General features: G+C 57.3%; 20 protein-coding genes. 4 read left to right on the top strand and 16 right to left on the bottom strand.

What is annotated here, in order from left to right:
- Positions 1–89: 89 nt before the first annotated feature.
- Positions 90–1547, bottom strand: a complete 1458-nt coding sequence (locus OS189_RS08890; RefSeq protein ID WP_267166937.1) for a hypothetical protein — start codon at positions 1545–1547, stop codon at positions 90–92.
- A gap of 196 nt (positions 1548–1743) precedes the next feature.
- Between OS189_RS08890 and OS189_RS08895 the strand changes: the two genes are divergently transcribed.
- On the top strand, positions 1744–2490 hold the full coding sequence (locus OS189_RS08895; protein ID WP_267166938.1) for a WecB/TagA/CpsF family glycosyltransferase: 747 nt from the start codon (positions 1744–1746) through the stop codon (positions 2488–2490).
- A gap of 1 nt (position 2491) precedes the next feature.
- Here OS189_RS08895 and OS189_RS08900 read toward each other — a convergent pair whose 3' ends face one another.
- The 7 genes from OS189_RS08900 to OS189_RS08930 all read right to left on the bottom strand — a co-directional run bounded on the left by OS189_RS08900 (position 2492) and on the right by OS189_RS08930 (position 9133).
- Positions 2492–3433, bottom strand: coding sequence for a glycosyltransferase (locus OS189_RS08900; protein WP_267166939.1), 942 nt, complete (start codon positions 3431–3433; stop codon positions 2492–2494).
- Positions 3430–4470, bottom strand: a complete 1041-nt coding sequence (locus OS189_RS08905; RefSeq protein WP_267166940.1) for a glycosyltransferase family 2 protein — start codon at positions 4468–4470, stop codon at positions 3430–3432. The genes OS189_RS08900 and OS189_RS08905 overlap by 4 nt, the downstream gene beginning before the upstream one ends.
- Before the next feature lie 315 nt (positions 4471–4785).
- A complete protein-coding gene (locus OS189_RS08910; RefSeq protein ID WP_267166941.1) occupies positions 4786–5814 on the bottom strand; it encodes a diguanylate cyclase domain-containing protein in 1029 nt (342 codons plus the stop codon).
- Complete coding sequence (locus tag OS189_RS08915; protein ID WP_267166942.1) at positions 5811–6398, bottom strand: heme NO-binding domain-containing protein; 588 nt, start codon at positions 6396–6398, stop codon at positions 5811–5813. Before OS189_RS08915 ends, OS189_RS08910 begins: the two co-directional genes overlap by 4 nt.
- An 86-nt stretch (positions 6399–6484) precedes the next feature.
- Complete coding sequence (locus OS189_RS08920) at positions 6485–8044, bottom strand: trimethylamine methyltransferase family protein (protein WP_267166943.1); 1560 nt, start codon at positions 8042–8044, stop codon at positions 6485–6487.
- 91 nt (positions 8045–8135) lie between these two features.
- Positions 8136–8852 (bottom strand): HAD family hydrolase, encoded by a 717-nt coding sequence (locus OS189_RS08925; protein WP_267166944.1) that lies wholly within the window; start codon positions 8850–8852, stop codon positions 8136–8138.
- On the bottom strand, positions 8849–9133 hold the full coding sequence (locus OS189_RS08930) for a DUF3572 domain-containing protein (RefSeq protein ID WP_267166945.1): 285 nt from the start codon (positions 9131–9133) through the stop codon (positions 8849–8851). Before OS189_RS08930 ends, OS189_RS08925 begins: the two co-directional genes overlap by 4 nt.
- 97 nt (positions 9134–9230) lie before the next feature.
- Between OS189_RS08930 and OS189_RS08935 the strand changes: the two genes are divergently transcribed.
- Positions 9231–10646, top strand: a complete 1416-nt coding sequence (locus tag OS189_RS08935; RefSeq protein WP_267166946.1) for a diguanylate cyclase — start codon at positions 9231–9233, stop codon at positions 10644–10646.
- 90 nt (positions 10647–10736) lie between these two features.
- Here OS189_RS08935 and OS189_RS08940 read toward each other — a convergent pair whose 3' ends face one another.
- The 4 genes from OS189_RS08940 to OS189_RS08955 all read right to left on the bottom strand — a co-directional run bounded on the left by OS189_RS08940 (position 10737) and on the right by OS189_RS08955 (position 12693).
- Positions 10737–11210 carry a periplasmic heavy metal sensor gene (locus OS189_RS08940; protein ID WP_267166947.1) on the bottom strand — a complete coding sequence of 158 codons (474 nt, stop codon included), beginning with the start codon at positions 11208–11210 and terminating at the stop codon, positions 10737–10739.
- Positions 11211–11214: 4 nt separating this feature from the next.
- Complete coding sequence (locus tag OS189_RS08945; RefSeq protein ID WP_267166948.1) at positions 11215–11547, bottom strand: hypothetical protein; 333 nt, start codon at positions 11545–11547, stop codon at positions 11215–11217.
- Positions 11534–12121, bottom strand: a complete 588-nt coding sequence (locus OS189_RS08950) for an RNA polymerase sigma factor (protein WP_267167020.1) — start codon at positions 12119–12121, stop codon at positions 11534–11536. The genes OS189_RS08945 and OS189_RS08950 overlap by 14 nt, the downstream gene beginning before the upstream one ends.
- Positions 12122–12186: 65 nt before the next feature.
- Positions 12187–12693: an EF-hand domain-containing protein gene (locus OS189_RS08955; protein WP_267166949.1), complete on the bottom strand. Its 507-nt coding sequence runs from the start codon at positions 12691–12693 to the stop codon at positions 12187–12189.
- Between the two features lie 192 nt (positions 12694–12885).
- Here OS189_RS08955 and OS189_RS08960 point away from each other — a divergent pair, with 192 nt between their 5' ends.
- Complete coding sequence (locus OS189_RS08960; protein ID WP_416237468.1) at positions 12886–13299, top strand: DUF983 domain-containing protein; 414 nt, start codon at positions 12886–12888, stop codon at positions 13297–13299.
- Between the two features lie 31 nt (positions 13300–13330).
- Positions 13331–14038 (top strand): NUDIX hydrolase, encoded by a 708-nt coding sequence (locus tag OS189_RS08965; protein WP_267166950.1) that lies wholly within the window; start codon positions 13331–13333, stop codon positions 14036–14038.
- Here OS189_RS08965 and OS189_RS08970 read toward each other — a convergent pair.
- From OS189_RS08970 to bcoG, 4 genes are all read right to left on the bottom strand, one after another.
- A complete protein-coding gene (locus OS189_RS08970) occupies positions 14035–14946 on the bottom strand; it encodes an EamA family transporter (protein WP_267166951.1) in 912 nt (303 codons plus the stop codon). The two genes, OS189_RS08965 and OS189_RS08970, sit on opposite strands and share 4 nt — an antisense overlap.
- 740 nt (positions 14947–15686) lie before the next feature.
- Positions 15687–17156 carry a carnitine 3-dehydrogenase gene (locus tag OS189_RS08975; protein ID WP_267166952.1) on the bottom strand — a complete coding sequence of 490 codons (1470 nt, stop codon included), beginning with the start codon at positions 17154–17156 and terminating at the stop codon, positions 15687–15689.
- On the bottom strand, positions 17153–17668 hold the full coding sequence (locus OS189_RS08980; RefSeq protein ID WP_267166953.1) for a lipocalin family protein: 516 nt from the start codon (positions 17666–17668) through the stop codon (positions 17153–17155). The genes OS189_RS08975 and OS189_RS08980 overlap by 4 nt, the downstream gene beginning before the upstream one ends.
- A gap of 11 nt (positions 17669–17679) precedes the next feature.
- Entirely contained in the window at positions 17680–18591 is a 912-nt protein-coding gene (bcoG, locus tag OS189_RS08985) for a 3-dehydrocarnitine:acetyl-CoA trimethylamine transferase BcoG (protein ID WP_267166954.1), read from the bottom strand.
- Between the last annotated feature and the right edge of the window lie 60 nt (positions 18592–18651).

An 18651-nucleotide genomic window follows, 5' to 3' on the forward strand; every position in this document is an offset into this window, starting at 1 on the left:
CTGAATGAAGATTATCCACTATTTGGAAACAATGGCCAATCGGTCGCACAGATGGTCAACTTTTGGCTGTCGGGTCGGGAATCGCTCAATTACATCTGGGCGCTCTTTGCGCGAGGTGTACCGCCACCCATCACCGGCGGATTGCGCAGTGCGTGGCGCGGCGCGCGGATGCGGCGGGGATGCAGCCGCTCGACATAGCCCAGAACCGCGCCGGCGGTTAACCAAGTGAACGGGGTCAGCGTAGCGTTCAGCAGCATGTCCATCAACGTGATCCCCAGGGTTAGCGCAACGGCGCCGATGTAGGGTGACACCTCTGCCTCGCGGTGGCGCAGTGTGTGCCACCCCAGCAATACCAACGGCAATGCAAGCAGACCGAATTCAGCAATATAGCCGAGCCAGCCAAAGCTGCCGAATACGATGATCCAGCGCCCGTCGGGAATGGTTAAAATTTGGCCGTTTTCGGAATCGCGAACCAGACTGCGGCCCCAACCGCTCCACCCGAAAGCGGGTTTTTCCGCTGCGCGGGCCAGCAGTTGCGTCTCATTGTCAAAGCGGTAACCAAGCGATTGCGCGCGGTCGGGGTTCACTTCGGCCACTGTGGCGACAATCGCATCGGTGGGGATAACACCCAGATTACGCAGCATCGGATAGGTTACTGCAACGAGGGCGAAAACCGTGGCCAGCAAGATCATCCAGCGAGGTGGCGCCAACAGGATAAACGGCACCAGCAGCACACCATAAGCGATGGACGCCGCACTTTTGCACGCCATTAGAAAGATCATCAGGTAAAGGACCCACAGAACTACCTTCCAACGTTCAAGCCGCGGCGCGACCCGCGCCAATGCCGCCGCCGCCATCGCCGCGGTGCACACAAACAACGCCAGCCACAGGCCGTGCGGCAGAAACACAATCGGCCTATAGCCGCCCGCCCGCATCGTCTGCTCGAAACTATGTTGAAAAAAACCGTACACCCAAATGTTCATCTGCGGAGAAACACGAATTTCCAGAAACGACGGAACAGAATAGGCGATGGCCCCCACCATCAGCGCCAGCAGGATTTCCCGCAGGCCCGTTTCAGTGCGTAAAAACTGCCGCGCCACCAGAAACGGCACAATCGTAAGCGCCTGCCCGATCAGAACCGAACCGATATCGCGCACCGATTGTCCGGGCAGTGCATCGACAAGAAACAGGATCGGATCGGCATCGCGCAGCACTTCAAACAGGATCGGCTCGCGGTTGGTCAGCACGGTCGGGATCGCACTGAACACCAGCAACGCCACCAGCACCTTCGCAATCCGCCCCTCGGGCAGCAGGCGCACCTTATGTGCTGTGGCAAATACCAGAATGGCCAGAACGCTTAGATTGGGGATCGAGACCTTGTCCATCGCAGGCACCAGAGGCAGGTTGAATTCGGCCAAGGGCGGCAACAGCAAATAGCCGCCAAGGATAGACCAGACAATCGCCCGTTCAACCGACTGTGTACGAAACAGGACAAGGCAGACAAACGGCCAGATCAGCAGCATCAGATATGCAATCGGGTTGGGCATTATGCTCCTTGTCGCGCAGATGCGGTGAACGGACATTCATTTACACACTAGGCAGGCGCATGTCATCACGGTAGTTTGCCCACCAACACCGCGCAGACACTGCCGACAGATTACAATGAACTGAAAAATATACAGATTTTTAGAGACAAACACCCAATCGTCGCGCAGCGATGTGGCAAGCTTGCATAGGTCAGACATGAAATTCGGCACCGGTCGTTCCGCAGTAGAGGTCAATATCCCCACCCGCACTGCATTGTTTCAGGCGGTCCGGGAAAAATTCGCAAAAGGCGACGGATTCGCGCTAGCGACGCTGAACCTCGACCATCTGACAAAACTGCCCTGCGATACCGCTTTTGCGGACGCCTATCAGGCGCAGGATCTGGTTGTCGCGGACGGACGGCCCATTGTCTGGTTGTCGCAATTGGCAAACCAACCGCTAGAGCTGATGCCGGGATCGGATCTGGTAATACCCCTGTGTGAACTGGCAACAGAAATGGGCGTGCCCGTTGCTTTTGTCGGCAGCTCAGATGAGGCACTGGCCGGTGCAAAGGCCGCGTTGGAACAACGGGTGCAGAAAATCAAAATCGTGCTGGCCCACGCCCCCGCATACGGGTTTGACCCGACGGGGGCAGCAGCCGCAGAAATCTGCGAGATGTTGAACGAAAGTGGCGCGGGCCTGTGCTTCATCGCGCTGGGCGCTCCGAAACAGGAGGTATTTGCAGCCTTCGCAAAGGCCCGCAGCCCCGCTGTCGGGTTTGCCTCGATTGGGGCCGGGCTTGATTTTCTGTCAGGGCATCAGGTGCGCGCGCCGCAATTCATGCGCGCGCTGGCACTGGAATGGTTGTGGCGCGCATTGCAAAGCCCGCGCAGGATGGTGCCACGCTATGCCAAGTGTTTTGCCATTTTGCCACGGCTGACCAGACAGGCATGGCAGCAACGCTAGCCTATTTGTATTCGATCAGTGTCTTTCGACGGCCGGTCATGTTGCGCCAATAATACCCCAAAACACCTTGCGCCTCGGCGAATTTTCCCAGCACGCTAAAGCTGGCCCACGCTAGCCCCCCGCGCCGCGCCAGCCGTAAGACCTGTAACGGATAAACCAACAATAACAGCAGGGCAGCAGGTCCGCTTGCCACAAAGAACAACGCCACCAACAACGGTATGAACGCCCCCCACAGCAGGGCGCGGCGCGTCTCACCCACCCAGTGTTTCTCGGGCGCGCCGCCATGCAATGCCGCCCCTTCGGCAAAGGCGTGACCTGCCCTTTTGGTGCGTTTCCACCATTGGCCGAACTGCGTGATTTGCGCGTCATGGCCTGTCATTTCGGCATCCAGCCGCCAGATGCGCCAACCTGCTTGACGCAGACGAATACACAATTCGGGTTCTTCGCCCGCAATCAGATCATCTCTGTAACCGCCAACAGATTTGACGGCCTGCACCCGCATCAGCGCATCACCACCGCAAGCCTTTGTCTCGCCCACGGGCGTATCCCATTCATCGTCGATCAAACGGTTGTAGACCGACGCATCGGGGTGCATTTCACGCCGCCGTCCGCATACAACCGCTATGTCTTGATGCTGCGCCAGAAAATCCCGCGCCTGCGTCAGCCATTCCGGCTGCATCACGCAATCGCCATCCAAAAACTGCACAAGTTCCGTTTCGTCAGGCAGGTGTGCCAGCCCCGCGTTGCGCGCACGCGCGGCCGTGAAGGGGAGCGTCATATCCAGTTCGACCACCGTTGCCCCCCGCTGGCGCGCAGCATCAACGGAACCGTCGCTTGAACCGCTATCGACATAGATCACAAGCGGAATCCCCACCAGCGCATCAAGACAGGCAGTCAGGCGCGCGCCCTCGTTCCGCCCGATCACGATGGCTGCAATATTCATGCGGCACGATCTTTCAAAAATCGCCGATAATGATCTGATGCGGTCAAAAATCCGGCTTCATACAGCGGTTCGATCCCTGCCCATTCTTGTGCGGCGTCCGAATGCAACGTCAGGGCGGATTGCGCATTCAACACTTCAAGCCGCGCCTGATCCTCACCGTGGGCCAGATCACCACTGCCTGCCGTGGCCGCATCGCGCGCAGCGACATTTCCCGCGAATTTATAGTGGCGGATCACAGCACTAAAATCCGATACGACAACATTTTGCGACAAATGCGGGTGCGGTGCCGGCACCACATCGGGTCCGTTAAAAATCAGCGGGTGTTTCGTCAGGCAACACGCCTCGCCAAAGACTTTGCCGCGCACGCCACCGAATTTGAATTGCAATTTATCCGATGAAAGTCTGTTGCCGCGCAGCATGGCATTAAATTCGATGTCAGGTGAATGATAATCAAAACACGCGACTGTGCTGATATCGTAGTGTACAAATTTATTAAGGGATTGCGCAAAACTAAGGTCTTTTACCACGTACAGCGGGGTGGGCGGAAACATTTCGAGCATCTGCCCCATCAGGGCGGTTTCGCCGCGCGATTCAAGATAGCCGATTAACGCAGGCAAGCCGAGCGTTTTGCGCCCCTCGAAATCAAACTGTTCGTCCATGTCCACATACAGACACCAGCGGTTTTTGCCGTAGGTTTGTGCCGGATAGGCGCGCATTAAATCCTCGTATTGCGCCAAAGGCAGCACCGCACGGTCGATAACGCATCCCTCTTCCGCCTTGATCCGCGCAATGGTCCCATCCGTGGAGCCGTTGTCGATGAAAGCAAAATAGCGGATGCCGAGGCTTTTGTAATACTCGAAAAATGCATCGAGATAATATGCGCCGTCACGCACCAGCACAATTGCCAGCACCTCACCCTTCGGCACGATGAAACCGCTGCCGTGAACATGCGCAACCGCGCGGGCAAAGCGACGGCGGCGTTTCATCTGCCACAGTCGGTTACGGATGCGGGCGAAGATTGAGGCGCGATGGTTCATTAGCAGGTATTTACGCCAGTGGCGCACAACGGTCCACTCTTCACAAACACCGTAGAGCTGTTTGATTACCGGCGATGCATTTTCGTCCGTTATCCGATGGCTCTTTACCCTCGATCATAGACAATGCCCGTTCGCCATTCAGCCTATTTCGCCTGCGCGTGGCTATGATAAATGACAGAACGCTGACCAGCCATGCCAGACCGATCAATCCGAGAGGATTACAGTTGTTTCAAGAGGGTCCCAATCGGAGGAGCGGCGCCGAAAGAAGGCTCAAAAAAGATGACCGCTCTAGATTATCGACACTCGCGGGTCTGTTCACGGCCTTTTGATACCACGCCCAGTTGGCGGCATCAGACTGTTGGCGGTCTTGCGCAACTCTGGTGTATAGAACGTCTGTCGCGCGCGGCCATCGTTTTTCGAAGCATATAGTGCGAGGTCCGCATCCTCCATCACGGTTTCGCGGGTCGCGCTGTTACCACCCTGTATCCAGACCGTGCCGATGCTGGCTGAAATTTCGCACAGCGAATTGTTGAACGGTATAGGAACTTCAATCCGGCCGATGATCCGGCGGCCAATCCGATCCAGAACGTTGATGTCGCGCACATCCGGCAGAATCACCGTAAATTCATCACCACCTACCCGCGCAACGGTATCGGTCGTGCGGGTCTCTTCAATCATGGCCTTTGCTACAACTTGCAGCACATGATCGCCCGCTGCATGGCCAAGCGTATCATTGACGGCCTTAAAGTAATCCAGATCAATGTGCATCACTGCAAAAGCCGCGTTGATGGTCAAAAGCCGCTCCAGCACCTGATCAAGTGCGCGGCGGTTCTTCAGCCCTGTGAGGGTGTCGGTAAACGCCTGCTCCTCCGCTGCCAACTTGGCGCCCTGAAGACGAAGATTAAGCTTGCGCGAGGATTCCATCGCGGCGGTTTTAGCCTCTACCAGATACAACATTTCTATCGCCAGATCGGTGGCAGCAAAATCTGCATTGGTCAGCGCATAATCACGCACGCCATCCACGATCGAAATACCAAAAGACAAATTCACAATTGCCGAGTTCTGGCCGCTGGACACCAGCACACCTTTCAGGCGCGCGGGCGGAACACCTGCCATTTCCAGATGCAGTTTCAAATGGCGTGCGTTCCGTAGCTGGTCCAGTGTTGTGATTCCGCGCGGTCGCATTACTGTAAACGCATCCAGAAACCGCATTCCGATCAGTGACATATCAGGACGCAACTTTTGTGTTGTCGGACCTATGTGGGTGATAACGCCCTGCCCGTCGAGCATCAGGTGCATCGGACACAACATATCCAGCACATCCGGTTCAAAAGCGATCGTCATAAAGCACGCGCGCCCAGTTCAAATTCGCGCCCGTCTGCAAAGTCTGTTTTGATCAGCCGGATGGAGACAGTTTCCTTCCCCTCTCCACTTTCCTCAAGATCCAACAGGACCAGCGCCCCGTAATCATCTGCCATCACCCGCAGGACACCCATCATCAGATGCCCGAACCCCGTAAGCGGGCTGTCACAGATCAGGCTATAGTGCCCTTCCTCATGGTTGTGCAGTTCAATCGCAGGCAAGTGCAAATCCCCCACCGCCATCCGCGCACGGTCGGGCAAATCATCGAGGGAGTGGAGAAAATCCTCGAATTTCATGCCCCCGAACCTAAGCAACCGGCGCACAGCTTCGGTATTGGGGTGAGAGACAAGATACGCGCCGATATCTTCCATGAGCTCGCCGCGTTTGCGGCGCAGAACTTCACCCATGGCATTCAGTATCGCTGGCGTCACCGCATCATCGTAAACCAGCATTGCTTCGAATTCGATGGTGCTGACACCGGCACGGGCGGTTACGTCCAGCCAAGCATCCTTGCCATAGCTGTCACACATGTAATTCTGGAAACTTCGATTGATAAGCCCGTGCATACTGGCCCCTCGTAATTGCGATGCACATATTGATGACGTGCAAAAGTTAACAAGCGGCTAAAACCGGAGCGCAGGCCGAATCGTAGTTAAAAATCGGTTGGTGCGCCGCCTTCCGATTTGCGACGTTCGACAAATGCCGCCAGTTCATCACGGATCGCCACATCCAGCGGCGGCTCTTCGAAACTCGCCACTATTTCCTTAAACATGTGATGCGCGCGCTCTTGCGTCCAGATGCCGCCTGCCACCTCCCAGCCCTCGTAATTGGTCCAATCGCTCAAGAAAGGTTGGTAAAATGCGGTCGTATAACGGTCCTGCGTGTGCTGTGTGCCAAAGAAATGGCCCTGATTGCCCACCGATTTAATAGCATCAAGCGCGATTTCATCCGGTCCGGTCGCGCAGATTTCAGGGTCCATATAACGCTGGATCTGCTGCAAAACCTCGCAATCCATAATGAACTTTTCAGGGCTGGCGATCAGCCCTCCCTCCAGCCAGCCCGCCGCATGATAAACCATGTTGGTGCCTGACTGTACTGCCGCCCAAAGGGAATTGGACGTTTCCCACATCGCCTGACCGTCAGGTACGTTGGCCGCACATACGCCCGAACTGCGCATCGGCAGTCCGTAAAAGCGGCACAACTGGCCTGTCATCTGCGTGGCGCGCATGTATTCAGGGGTTCCAAATGCTGGCGCGCCGGTTTTCATATCGACGTTCGAGGTAAACGTGCCAATCGCCACACTTGCCCCCGGTCTGACAATCTGTGCCAGAGCAACGGCAATCAACGCCTCTGCCAGCGATTGCGCCACCGCGCCCGACATCGTTACAGGTGCCATTGCCCCCGCCAGTGTGAACGGCGTCACCACCAGCGCCTGATTGCGCCGTGCAATGCGCATCCAGCCGTCCAGCATTGGAATATCGTGCTTTAGCGGCGAAGTAGAATTGATGTTGGTATACATCTTCGGGCTGGCCTCGAATTCCTCATCCGTCCAGCCGCCGGAAATGCGCACCATTTCCATCACATCTTCTACCCGCTCCTTGCCTAGCGAATAGGCATGCATAACCTTATCCGTCAGCGTCAGCTTGTCATACAGCACATCCAGATGCCGGACGGAGGCGTGGATATCCACAGGTTCTACCGGATAGCCGCCCGCGAAATGGATACAGTTGAAATACTGTGTCAGCCGCAGCAAATCACGGCACATCTCGCGCGTACCGGGCACCTTGCGGCCCAGCGCCATATCCCAATAATTCGGCGGTGACGAAACGTTGCCAAAAACCAGATTTTTTCCGCCAATGGTTATCTTGCGATCAGGATTTCGCGGTGTGATCGTAAATTCCGACGGGGCCATGGCGACATATTCCATCACCATATCGCGGCCCATGCGCACATTTTCACCGTCAACCGTGCATCCTGCCTTGCGAAACACGTCAAGTGCTTCGTGGTTGAGAATTTCGATGCCTATCTCTTCAAGGATACGCATCGCCCCGTCATGGACTGCCGCCACCCCGTCGGGGTTGAGTGGTTCTGTGGGGCGGTCGATGTTAACAGGCGGGTTCCACGGCATCTGTTCGATTACCGCACTGCCACGGCGGGTTTTGGCACCGGCGCGGCCACCGCCGCGGGTTCTGCGTTTGGGCTCGTCTGTCATGGGGCATCTCCTTGGAGGTCTGTTTCCAAGAGGCACCAGCCAAACTGCTGCAGCCTATCTGTTCACGACAGATCGTGTCGTATTTGACGGGTCAAGTCGTGCTACGACTGTCCAGCCATGCAGGGATTTCCCCGATATCGCGCAGGACGACATCGGCAAGGGGCGCCAGCACATCTGCTTTGGCAGCTCCTGTCAAAACAGCGACCGTGCGCATACCTGCGGCGCGTCCGGCGTTCAGATCGTGGGTGCTGTCACCAACCATCACAACCTGTTCGGGCGGCAGATCAACCGCAGCGGCAAACGCCAGAAGCTGCCCTGCCGCCGGTTTTCCACCATATCCGCTATCATATCCTGCAACGAAATCGAACATCTGCGTCACACCCGCAGCGTCAAGATGCGCGCGCGCAGGACCTTCGCTGTCGTTTGTCGCGACACCCAACATTAGATTGCGCGCACGGAATTCCGTTAACAACGGCAACAACGGCACGGCTGCCTGCTGCGGGGCGTTAACGGCTTCTTCGTCAAGCATTTGCAACAACGCAGCACGGGACATATCGGTAAAATACGGCGCCAAGGCTGTTGCAACCTCTCCCGGTGTCCCCGCGATTACGATGCTGTCATCCGAGAATTTCCGCGCTGCCGTGTCAAAGCCGATCGCCTCACCAACACGGGCAGCGCGCGCGATGTCACCGTTCGACGCACGTAACAGAAATGACGCTGCCCATGCTTCCCACGTGGCGGCGAAGTCAAACAGTGTGCCATCTTTGTCAAAGCACAAACCGCTGATAGGTATATGTTTTTCACTCATGTCCAATGCACCTGCCCCCCGCCAGGCAAGCTCTGGCGTGCCTCTGCCAGACGCTCGTAGGGGATGTCCTGGGCATCGCAACATGCGATGACCCACGCGTCATCCATCATAATGAAATCAAGGACCGACCCGAGGAATTCAGGGTCTTGCGCGGCGCTGCGCATATCTGTCTCCGACGCGCCTGTCGCCCCCAGGAACACCGGCAAAAGGTCTTCGTTTGCGACCAGCCAGCCCAATGAATGGAGCGCGATCGTATCGGCGGTTATCCGCGTAAGGCTCATATTATGGGTCCAAGTCCGTCAAAATCTCAACGCTTTGTTAATCAATTCCACACAAAACTGAAAGCCAACAAAACACACATGCGGGAAAGGAGTTCAGATGCAGGGTAAAATCCTTATCATTGATGGTATTTCGACAAACCGTATTGTGCTCAAGGTAAAATTGGCAGCCGCCTTTTATCATGTCTTGCAAGCGGACACGCTGGTCGGCGCGCTGGAAGTTATTCACGCCGAAAAACCCGATCTGGTCATCACTGCGTTGCATTTGCCCGATGGTACAGCTTCCGATCTGTGTGCGGCCTTGCGGAAAACCCGTCACGCCTTTTCGCTGCCCGTACTTGCCATTGGCGGCAGCAAGGATACCGGCATGCGGCTGGAAACACTTAGCGCTGGCGCGTTCGAGGTAATGCACAGGCCTATAAACGAGACCCTTCTTCTCGGCAGAGTGCGCAACATGATCCGCGCTCATCACAAATTTTCGCAGTGGCAGATACACGACGATACAAGCTGCGCGCTCGGCCTTGCCGAAGAGCCCGCCGTGTTTGAGCGGCCGGAAAATATCTGTTTGATCGGACTTGATGCCGCCCCGCTCCAAGGCTGGGTACGCCAGTTACAAACGCACCTGCGCGCGCGCTACAACGTGACCAATCTACGTGACGCGATGGCGGGTCTTCACGGGGGTGTCCCCCGTGATGCGGTTGTTATTGCCCTCCCTGACTCTCCGGATCAGAGTGAAAAGTGCCTGCGGCTTATCCCCGCGCTCCGGGCAAGTGCGCAGACGCAGGACATTGCATTACTGGTAATCCAGAAAACGCCAAATCCGTTTCTTGCCACTTCCGCGCTGGATATGGGAGCGGACGATGTAATGGCCTCCGGCTTTGACGCGCCCGAAGTTGCGTTACGCCTCAAGGTATTGTTGCAGCGCAAGCGACAGGTTGCGCAGATGTTGCAAAGTGTCCGCGCAGGCTTGCGCGAAGCCATCAATGACCCGCTGACCGGCCTTTACAATCGGCGCCACGCGATGCCCTACTTGAAACAATTGATTGAACACAGTACCGCCACCGCGACGCCTTATGCCGTTATTCTTGCAGATATGGACTTTTTCAAGCGCATCAATGATGCCTACGGACACGCCTCCGGCGATGCTGTGCTGGTTGAAACGGCGCGGCGGTTGCGCGATGCGGTTCGCGACACCGATATCATTGCGCGCATGGGCGGCGAGGAGTTTTTGATAGCGATGCCTGCAACCGATATCGCAACCGCGCAGACGGTCGCCAACCATCTGTGCCGCACCATCGGCGAATCTCCGTTCGATATTCCAGGCGCACGGCATTCCGTTTCTATCACTATAAGTATCGGGCTAACCGTCGGAGCTTTGCGCGACGAAATAGGCAGGCGCACGTTGGATAGCGTGGATGCGTTGCTCGATCGCGCTGACAAGGCTCTGTACGCAGCCAAGCTGCAAGGTCGCAACCGCGTCACCTTAAGCCAACCACAGACACGACCCGCCGCATAAAGCAGGCTGTCATGGCGGCAATTTTTCGTGTCGATCACTGAACTATCGCCGACCTGATCAATAATCAGTCCCACCTAACACATCTACCGACTAGTTCTTGTACCGCACGGTTCCTTTGTGCCGTGAACGGCGCTTTTCGCTCAATTCTTGCAAACGGTCCGCATAAGCACCGCGTTCATTTTCGTCCATCGCCGTAACTTCTTTCAGCCACGCAGCACTTGCTGCTTCTAACTGCGCTAGCCCATGAACCCGCTGGGCATCAAACACCTGCGCGGCGGCGGCGGCATCGAACGGTTTCTGCCGCAGCAAATTAACCATTTCGGTTACATCCCTTCCATTTTCACCTCGCCTTTCGCGCAGGGTTTCGCGCAGGTTCTGACGCGCCTCTCGCGGAAGCGCGCGGATATAGGCCGCACCCGCGTTGCGGGAATGAGGTTTTCTATCGTCAGCCCGATGGTGGCGCATCCCCGCACCCGCGACTGCAGCAACTACCGCAAGGTTCAGCGCCAGCGATAGTCCCAGAAGAAAAGGCACCCATCGTCTTTTGCGTACAACATCAGCCATCTTTTTATCCTTCATCACTATACCAATCGAACCCCATCAGGTCCGACATTTCATCCTGGTCCAAGGCATCGACAACACCGATCAACGCCAGCGGATCAACCTGCTCAACAGGGGCCGCTACACCCAGCCAGAACCCTGCAATAGTTGCAGTAACCATCCCGCTCACACCAGCAGGTCCGCCCACCGCCGCCATGATGCGGCGCCAGAAAGGCGCGCGCGGCTGGTATGACATGGCATCGTTAACGATCTGTTCTGCCAGCCGTTTCGGCATCTGTGGCGGGTTTGCGCGCGCCGCTTCCAGCGCAGTATCCAGATCAAATCTGTCAGGTTGTGTCATCTTGATACCCCAATGCATCGCGCTGCGCGGCCAGATCAGCCTTAAGCGCCCGTTTACCGCGCGCAGTCAGGCTTTCAATCGCCTCAACGCCCACGTCCAGAATTTCGGCGATTTGCGGGTTCGCCAACCCCTCGATATGGCGCAGTATTACTGCCTGCCGTTGTCTGTCAGGAAGCCGCAGCAACGCCGCCTGAAGCGCATCGTAGCGGGCATCGTTTTGCAACCGCGTCTCGACACTGGGCTGCCGGTCTGCGGGTTCGTTCATCTCATCCAATGTCTCGGTTCTGCGTCCGCGCAGCCGATCGCTGCACAGGTTGGCGACCACACGGTAAAGCCATGTTGCCGCTTGCGCGCGGCCCGCATCCCATTGCGCGGCCTGCTTCCAAAGGCGCAACATCGCTTCTTGCGTAACATCCTCGGCCTCGGCTGTGTCGCCTAGAACGCGGTAGGCGTGTGCATAGGCACGCGGCGACAGGCGGGCTGACAGCATCCGTGCCGCGGCATCGTCACCCGCCGCATACCGCACCAGCAACGCCGCATCCGCAACCCGTGCGTCGGTATGACCAGACGTCATTTTCACTCGCTCTTCCTGCATGTCCCCCGCCGCCAATGGAGCAGCGGGGGTGTATAGTCTACTCATCAGTCTGCGCGATGCTTCCCATGCTTGCGCGCTTTTGCAAACTCCTCAGCGCTTAGACCACCGCTTTTGTCTGCATCCAGCTTTGCAATCAGTTTCGCCGGATCGCGGTGCGCCTGCAATTCTTCCAGCGAAACACCGCCGCTGTTGTCGGCATCCATACGGCCAAATCGCTTGCCTTTCCGGTTGTTGGGCATCTGGTCAAGCTCTTCTGCGCTCAGCGCGCCGTCACCGTCTTTGTCAAACCGGCGCAGCATCCGTTGCTTGTGCCTGTTTTGCGCGTTTTTGGCCATTTCATCCGATGACAGTTCACCGTCGCCATTGGTATCTGCCGCCGCAAACCGCGCTGCAGCCTGCGCCTGCATTTCTTCCGGGGTGATCTGGCCGTCCTTGTTTGTATCGATCTGTTCGAACCGCGCTTGCATCCGGTCCCCGCCATCGCGGGCACTGGCGCTGGTCGCGACCAGACCTGCTGCGATTGCCAGTATCGTGATTGATTCTTTAAACATGATGATCTCCGTTTTGTTATTGACTGCAACGGTCGCTTTGCCGTGCAGTTGGGTGTTGTACGAACCGGCTCAGCGTTTCCGTCGGAAAAAATCAGCGAAACTCATCACTTTGCATGTTGAGACAAATCGCCACCTTTTGTTTTCTGTGATATTGGCGCATTCCAAGAGATCAATCCGCTTCGGGAACCTTTTATGACACAAACAGCCACCCAAATCAGTCAACTTTCTGCCGATGACACAGCGGACCGTCCCCGCATGCCTGCAATGCTGCGCGGCTGGCGGGGCAAATGCCCCAATTGCGGCGCGGGGCCTTTGTTGTTCGGCTATCTGAAGGTTCATGATCACTGCACTGTTTGTGAGCAGGAATTTCACCATCACCGCGCAGATGACGGTCCTGCCTATCTGACCATTCTGTTGGTGGGGCACCTGATGGCACCTTTGCTGCACGTAGTGTTTGTATATTTCCGCCCGGAACCTATTATTCTGTTTACGATCTTTGCAGTTGGCACAGTGGGCTTGTCGCTTTACCTTCTGCCAAGATTGAAGGGAGCCTTGATCGGCTTTCAATGGGCCAAAGAGATGGGCGGTTTCGCAAGAGACACCTGAAATCTGGCCCCCTGACACGAAGAGGCGCTAGATGAGCATTGATAAAACCGCAATACGAAACGCAGCAACGGTTATCGTGATCCGTGACCGGATGACAAACCCGTCAATCCTGATGGGACAGCGCGGCGCGAAAGCAGCGTTCATGCCCAACAAGTTTGTCTTTCCCGGCGGTGCTGTGGATCCTGCCGATGCGCACGTACCGCTTGCTGCAGGTTTGCCCCCGCAATGTGCTGCGCGAATTCAGGAAGATGCAGACGCTGCGCTGGCACACGCAATCCCTGTCGCCGCCGTGCGCGAATTGTGGGAGGAAACCGGCCTGATCCTTGGCGCCCAAGGCACATGGGATGGCGAGGTGCCGGATGACTGGAAAACCTACGCCGCAACAGGCCATGTCCCGCACGCAAGCGCGTTGCAATTTGTGTTCCGCGCTCTCACCCCACCCGGCCGTCCCCGCCGTTTTGACGCGCGGTTCTTCTTGCTGGATGCTGATGCGGTTGCCAGTGACCCCGATAATTTTGATGCCGCCTGCGACGAGCTTTCGCACCTGCAATGGGTACCGCTGAGCGATGCGCGCCGTTTTGACATGCCCTTCATCACCGAAGTTGTGCTGGCAGAGGTTGAAGCCCGCGCGCGCGAACTGGAGCCGCCGGAATCGGTGCCCTATTTCAAGAATAACGACGAAGAAAGCCTGTTTCTGCGCCTGCGCGGGCACGCCACCCCTTACGCGGGGAAAGATTAAATCGCAAGGATCAGCAACAGGATCGATGCGACCAGAATGGCCATTCCTATAGCCTCGCGCGCGGTGATCTTTTCGCGGAAAAACAGGGTTGAGGCGATGACACTCATGATCAGTTCGACCTGACCCAAAGCGTTCACATAGGCGGCATTTTGCAGCGTGAAGGCGATGAACCAGCACAGCGAGCCGCCCATCGAGGTCAGCCCGATCCAGATTGCGACGCGCCGCGCGCGCCAAACGCGACCGATCTCGCCCTGCTCGCGCAGATACAGCCAGACGGACATGATCAGCATCTGCATCAGTACCACCGCCATCAACGTCACGCCAGCGCGCAACAACGGATCATCCGTGGCCAGCGTGAGTGATGCACCGCGATAGCTGACAGCGGAAAAAGCAAACAGGATGCCAGACGCAATCCCCAACCCTGCCGCGCGGTTACGCAGATCAGACAGGTGAAACCCCGATGCATCCTTGCCACCCGACAGCAGCAGCACCCCCACAAGCCCGAGGGCGATCGCAGCAAAACCACACCAGCTGACCAGTTCGCCCAGCAAAAGCGAACCAACCAGTACGGTCTGGATAACCTCGGTCTTTTTGAAGGTGATACCAACAGCAAAGTTGCGCTCTTTGAACAACGCAACGACGCAGACAGTGGCCAGTATCTGGCTGCTGCCACCCAACAGGCCAAAACCCCAGAACCGCAAATTCATTGCGGGCAAGCTGGCGGCGGTCGCCTGCATATAGACCGCAAGTAGCACCGCGATAAACGGTGCCGAATAAATGAACCGCGAGAACGTAGCTCCCGCAGGGCTGAGCGTGGCAGTCGCCAGCACTTTTTGTAACATGAACCGCACCGTCTGAAACATAGCAGCCAGCAGGGAAACGATGATCCAGAGGTCAGGTGTGTACATCCTGCCCTAGTGCATCAATCCGGCCCGCCACGCCAGTACGGATATGCTATCGGATTTTTCCCATGCCGCAGGTAGCGGCGAATAATGTCACCGTCAGGCTGACACACCTCCCCCGCTTTCTGCTTTTTAAACCGCGCACGCGGTTCCCGATAAGACGGCTAACGGCGACACCATGTAACGCGTGGGTGCATGGAGTGAACTATGCGGAGGTTGCTGTTGAGAAGCAGAAACTCTAGCAAACCGTGATCTTCGGTAATGGCCGTGTGGTCCTACCCTCGCGCATAGCTTGATGATACGGAAAGGTTAGGGTTGTTCAAGCCGACAGCGCCGCAGAACACGCCGCCAGATAGTCCCAAACGCTGATATCGGATATTCTTACCGCTTGGAAAGTCAGGGGAACATGGGCGAGCGGACACGTGGAATTGGACAATCCCTTCTGCCAGCCTGCACAACGCCGAACGGCTCCCCTTGCAGTAATTCGTGGTCAAGCAAACTGTGCAAGAACAGCGTTGAACCAACATCATAAAGGCCGCGCCACTCCATCCCGCAGGCAAGAACATCGCCAGCCCCTAGGCTGCCACACCGGAGCCAGCAGAAATAGTGCCGGTCAGTCACAGGGCGTAACGAAACGCGACCATCCTTTCGGGGCGATTTGGGATTTCAGATGTCGGATAATCCTGTTTCCGGAAAGGAATGCCGCGCCTCTCCCCCTACACCCGAAACCCGCCGTCACATTTTCGCTACTTTGATCCACCGATGGCGCGGCCCAGCCCTTCGGGCACCGCTAGTGCAGCGTGCCCTTGGGCAAACCGCACGAGTGCCGCCTCGATATGGGGGGCTGGCGGCGTCGGCTTACGTGTCTCAAGGCTTACGTGGAGCAGGAAGTGCTCTCCGGTGGCAAGCAGACGATCACCTTCGTGCATTTCGTGCCAGAGGTGCATCTTTTTGCCCTCTCCCATCACCACACGGGTCCGTATGGTGATCAACGCACCTGCGTGCACTTCGTCAAGATGGCGTATATGCGTCTCGGCGGTGAAATAGCTGCCGCCGGACGAGATATATTGGGCGTCACACCCGATAATCGCCATAAACCGGTCGGTCGCATCGGCGAACGCTTGAAGATAGCGCGATTCCGTCATGTGACCGTTGTAATCGGTCCAGTCCAGCGGCACCGTACGGTGTGCAGTTTCAACCAGTTCATCCGCCGCCAGATCGGCGGCAACAGCCCCATGCACCGTACCCGCACGCATTTCGGCCTCTTGCAGGTTCAGCAGCGCACCCGCGCCCCAATCCTGCGCCTTCAGGCCCCGCATCATGGTGACAAGGTTGTTGTCGCGGATACGCTCAAGCTCGCGGATGGAGTACAGCCCCGATTGTGCGTCAGACTGGCCTGCAATCAGATCCACCAGCTCATCAGTAAATTCCGGTACATCCATCAGCTTGGTCCACGGCCATTTCAGCGCAGGGCCGAATTGCGCCATGAAGTGCTTCATGCCTGCTTCGCCTCCCGCCACGCGGTAGGTTTCGAACAGCCCCATCTGCGCCCAGCGTATGCCAAAACCGTAGCGGATCGCGTTGTCGATTTCTTCTGTGGTGGCAATGCCGTCCTTGACCAGCCACAGCGCCTCACGCCAGACCGCCTCTAAAAAGCGGTCAGCCACGTGCGCATCAATTTCTTTTTTCAGATGCAGCGGGTGCATTCCGATCGAGACCAGAATTTTCTTGGCGTTCTCGACCAGCGCCTGATCCGCATTAACCGCGACCAGCTCCACCAGAGGCAGCAGGTAGACAGGGTTAAACGGATGCGCGACCATAATCTGTTCGGGTCGCATCGCGCCCTGTTGTAGCTCTGACGGCTTGAACCCGGAGGTGGACGAACCGATCACCGCATCTTTCAGGCACGCGCTTTGCACTTCGGCAAAGGTGGCGTATTTGATGTCCAGCCGCTCGGGCACGCTTTCCTGTATCCACTGGGCGCCCTGCACAGCCTCGCCGATGCTGGCGTGATAGGTGATCTTGCCCTCGGGCGGCAGCGCGATGTCTGTCAGTCCGGGCAGCGAGCGGCGCGCGTTGGCCATGACTTCGCCGATCTTGCGTTCGGCTTGTGGGTCGGGGTCGAACACCTGAACGTTCCAGCCGTTCAGAACAAACCGCGCGGCCCAGCCGCCGCCGATCACGCCACCGCCGATTATTGCTGCTGTCTTGCTCATTTCACTACCTTCAGTTTGCTAATGTCATAGCCGTTGAAATCCAGTATTTCGGTGGCTGCCTTGATCCGGTCAACACCCCCTTTGGTGCTGCGATCGACGATCCAGCCGAAATTGCCCTGTTTGTTGCCCAGTACCGCGGTGCGAAAACCTTCATCAACCCACAGCACCCAGAAGTCACGATCCTGCCCGTCAGGCATACGCGCGCGAAACTGCCCTTTGCCCAGACGGGTCACGGGCAAATCTTCGGAAAAGTCACCACAAACGCCTGCCGGGTCACACACAAATGCGCCCAACCGCATCACCTGCCCCTTGTGCGTGTCGATCATGCGAAACGCCATGCGCCCCAGAGCGGGGTCAAAGCCTGCACGGATATACCACACGCCCGCGAACTTCTGCGCGTTATAGCGCGAGGTTACGCCGATCAGCGCGTCAGGATTTCGATAACTTGGGCCGTAGGCGGCCGTTGGCGGTGTGGCGGCACATGCGCCCAGCGCCATAACGGCCGCCGCCACCAAACCGCGTATCAACGCGGCATCCGCTTTTGCAGACCCAGCTTTTCACGCACAGCATCAGGGCCGATGATCGTTGAGCCCATGCTTTCGATGATACCCCGCGCGCGCGTCACCAGCTCGTGGTTTTCGGCCAGCACACCTTTGTCGAGCCAAAGATTGTCTTCCAGACCGACACGCACATTGCCCCCCGCCAATACGGACGCCGCGACATATGCCATCTGGTTGCGCCCCAGACCAAAACCCGAGAACGTCCAGTCAGCTGGCACATTGTTGACCATCGCCATAAAGGTGTTCAGATCATCTGGCGCGCCCCATTTAACGCCCATGCAAAGCTGCACCAGCGCAGGCGCGTCCAATACGCCTTGGTTGACCAGTTCCTTGGCATACCAAAGGTGGCCGGTATCAAACGCTTCGATCTCGGGCTTTACGCCCAGATCGGTCATCATCTGCCCCATCGCGACCAGCATACCGGGGGTGTTGGTCATCACGTAATCGGCCTCGGCAAAGTTCATGGTGCCGCAATCAAGTGTGCAGATTTCAGGCAGGCACTCGGTGATGTGGGCCATACGTTCGGTCGCGCCGACCATATCTGTGCCCGCGGAGTTGAGGTCCATCGGATTTTCGACACCGCCGAACACAATGTCGCCGCCCATGCCAGCCGTCAGGTTCAGCACCACATCGGTATCGCTGCCGCGGATGCGTTCAGTCACTTCGCGGTAAAGCGCGAGATCACGGCTGGGCGCACCTGTTTCGGGGTCGCGCACATGGCAATGCACCACTGCCGCGCCAGCTTTGGCCGCCTTGATCGCACTATCTGCAATCTGTTCGGGCGAACGTGGCACATGATGGCTACGGTCCTGCGTGGCGCCCGATCCGGTGACGGCACAGGTGATGAAAACCTCGCGGTTCATGGCAAGTGGCATGGTGATCTCCTCAAATTTCTACGCACTATTGCGCAAGAGCCTGGTGAGTTTCCATCCCCA

Source organism: Sulfitobacter sp. F26169L (assembly GCF_026410285.1).
GTDB lineage: Bacteria > Pseudomonadota > Alphaproteobacteria > Rhodobacterales > Rhodobacteraceae > Sulfitobacter.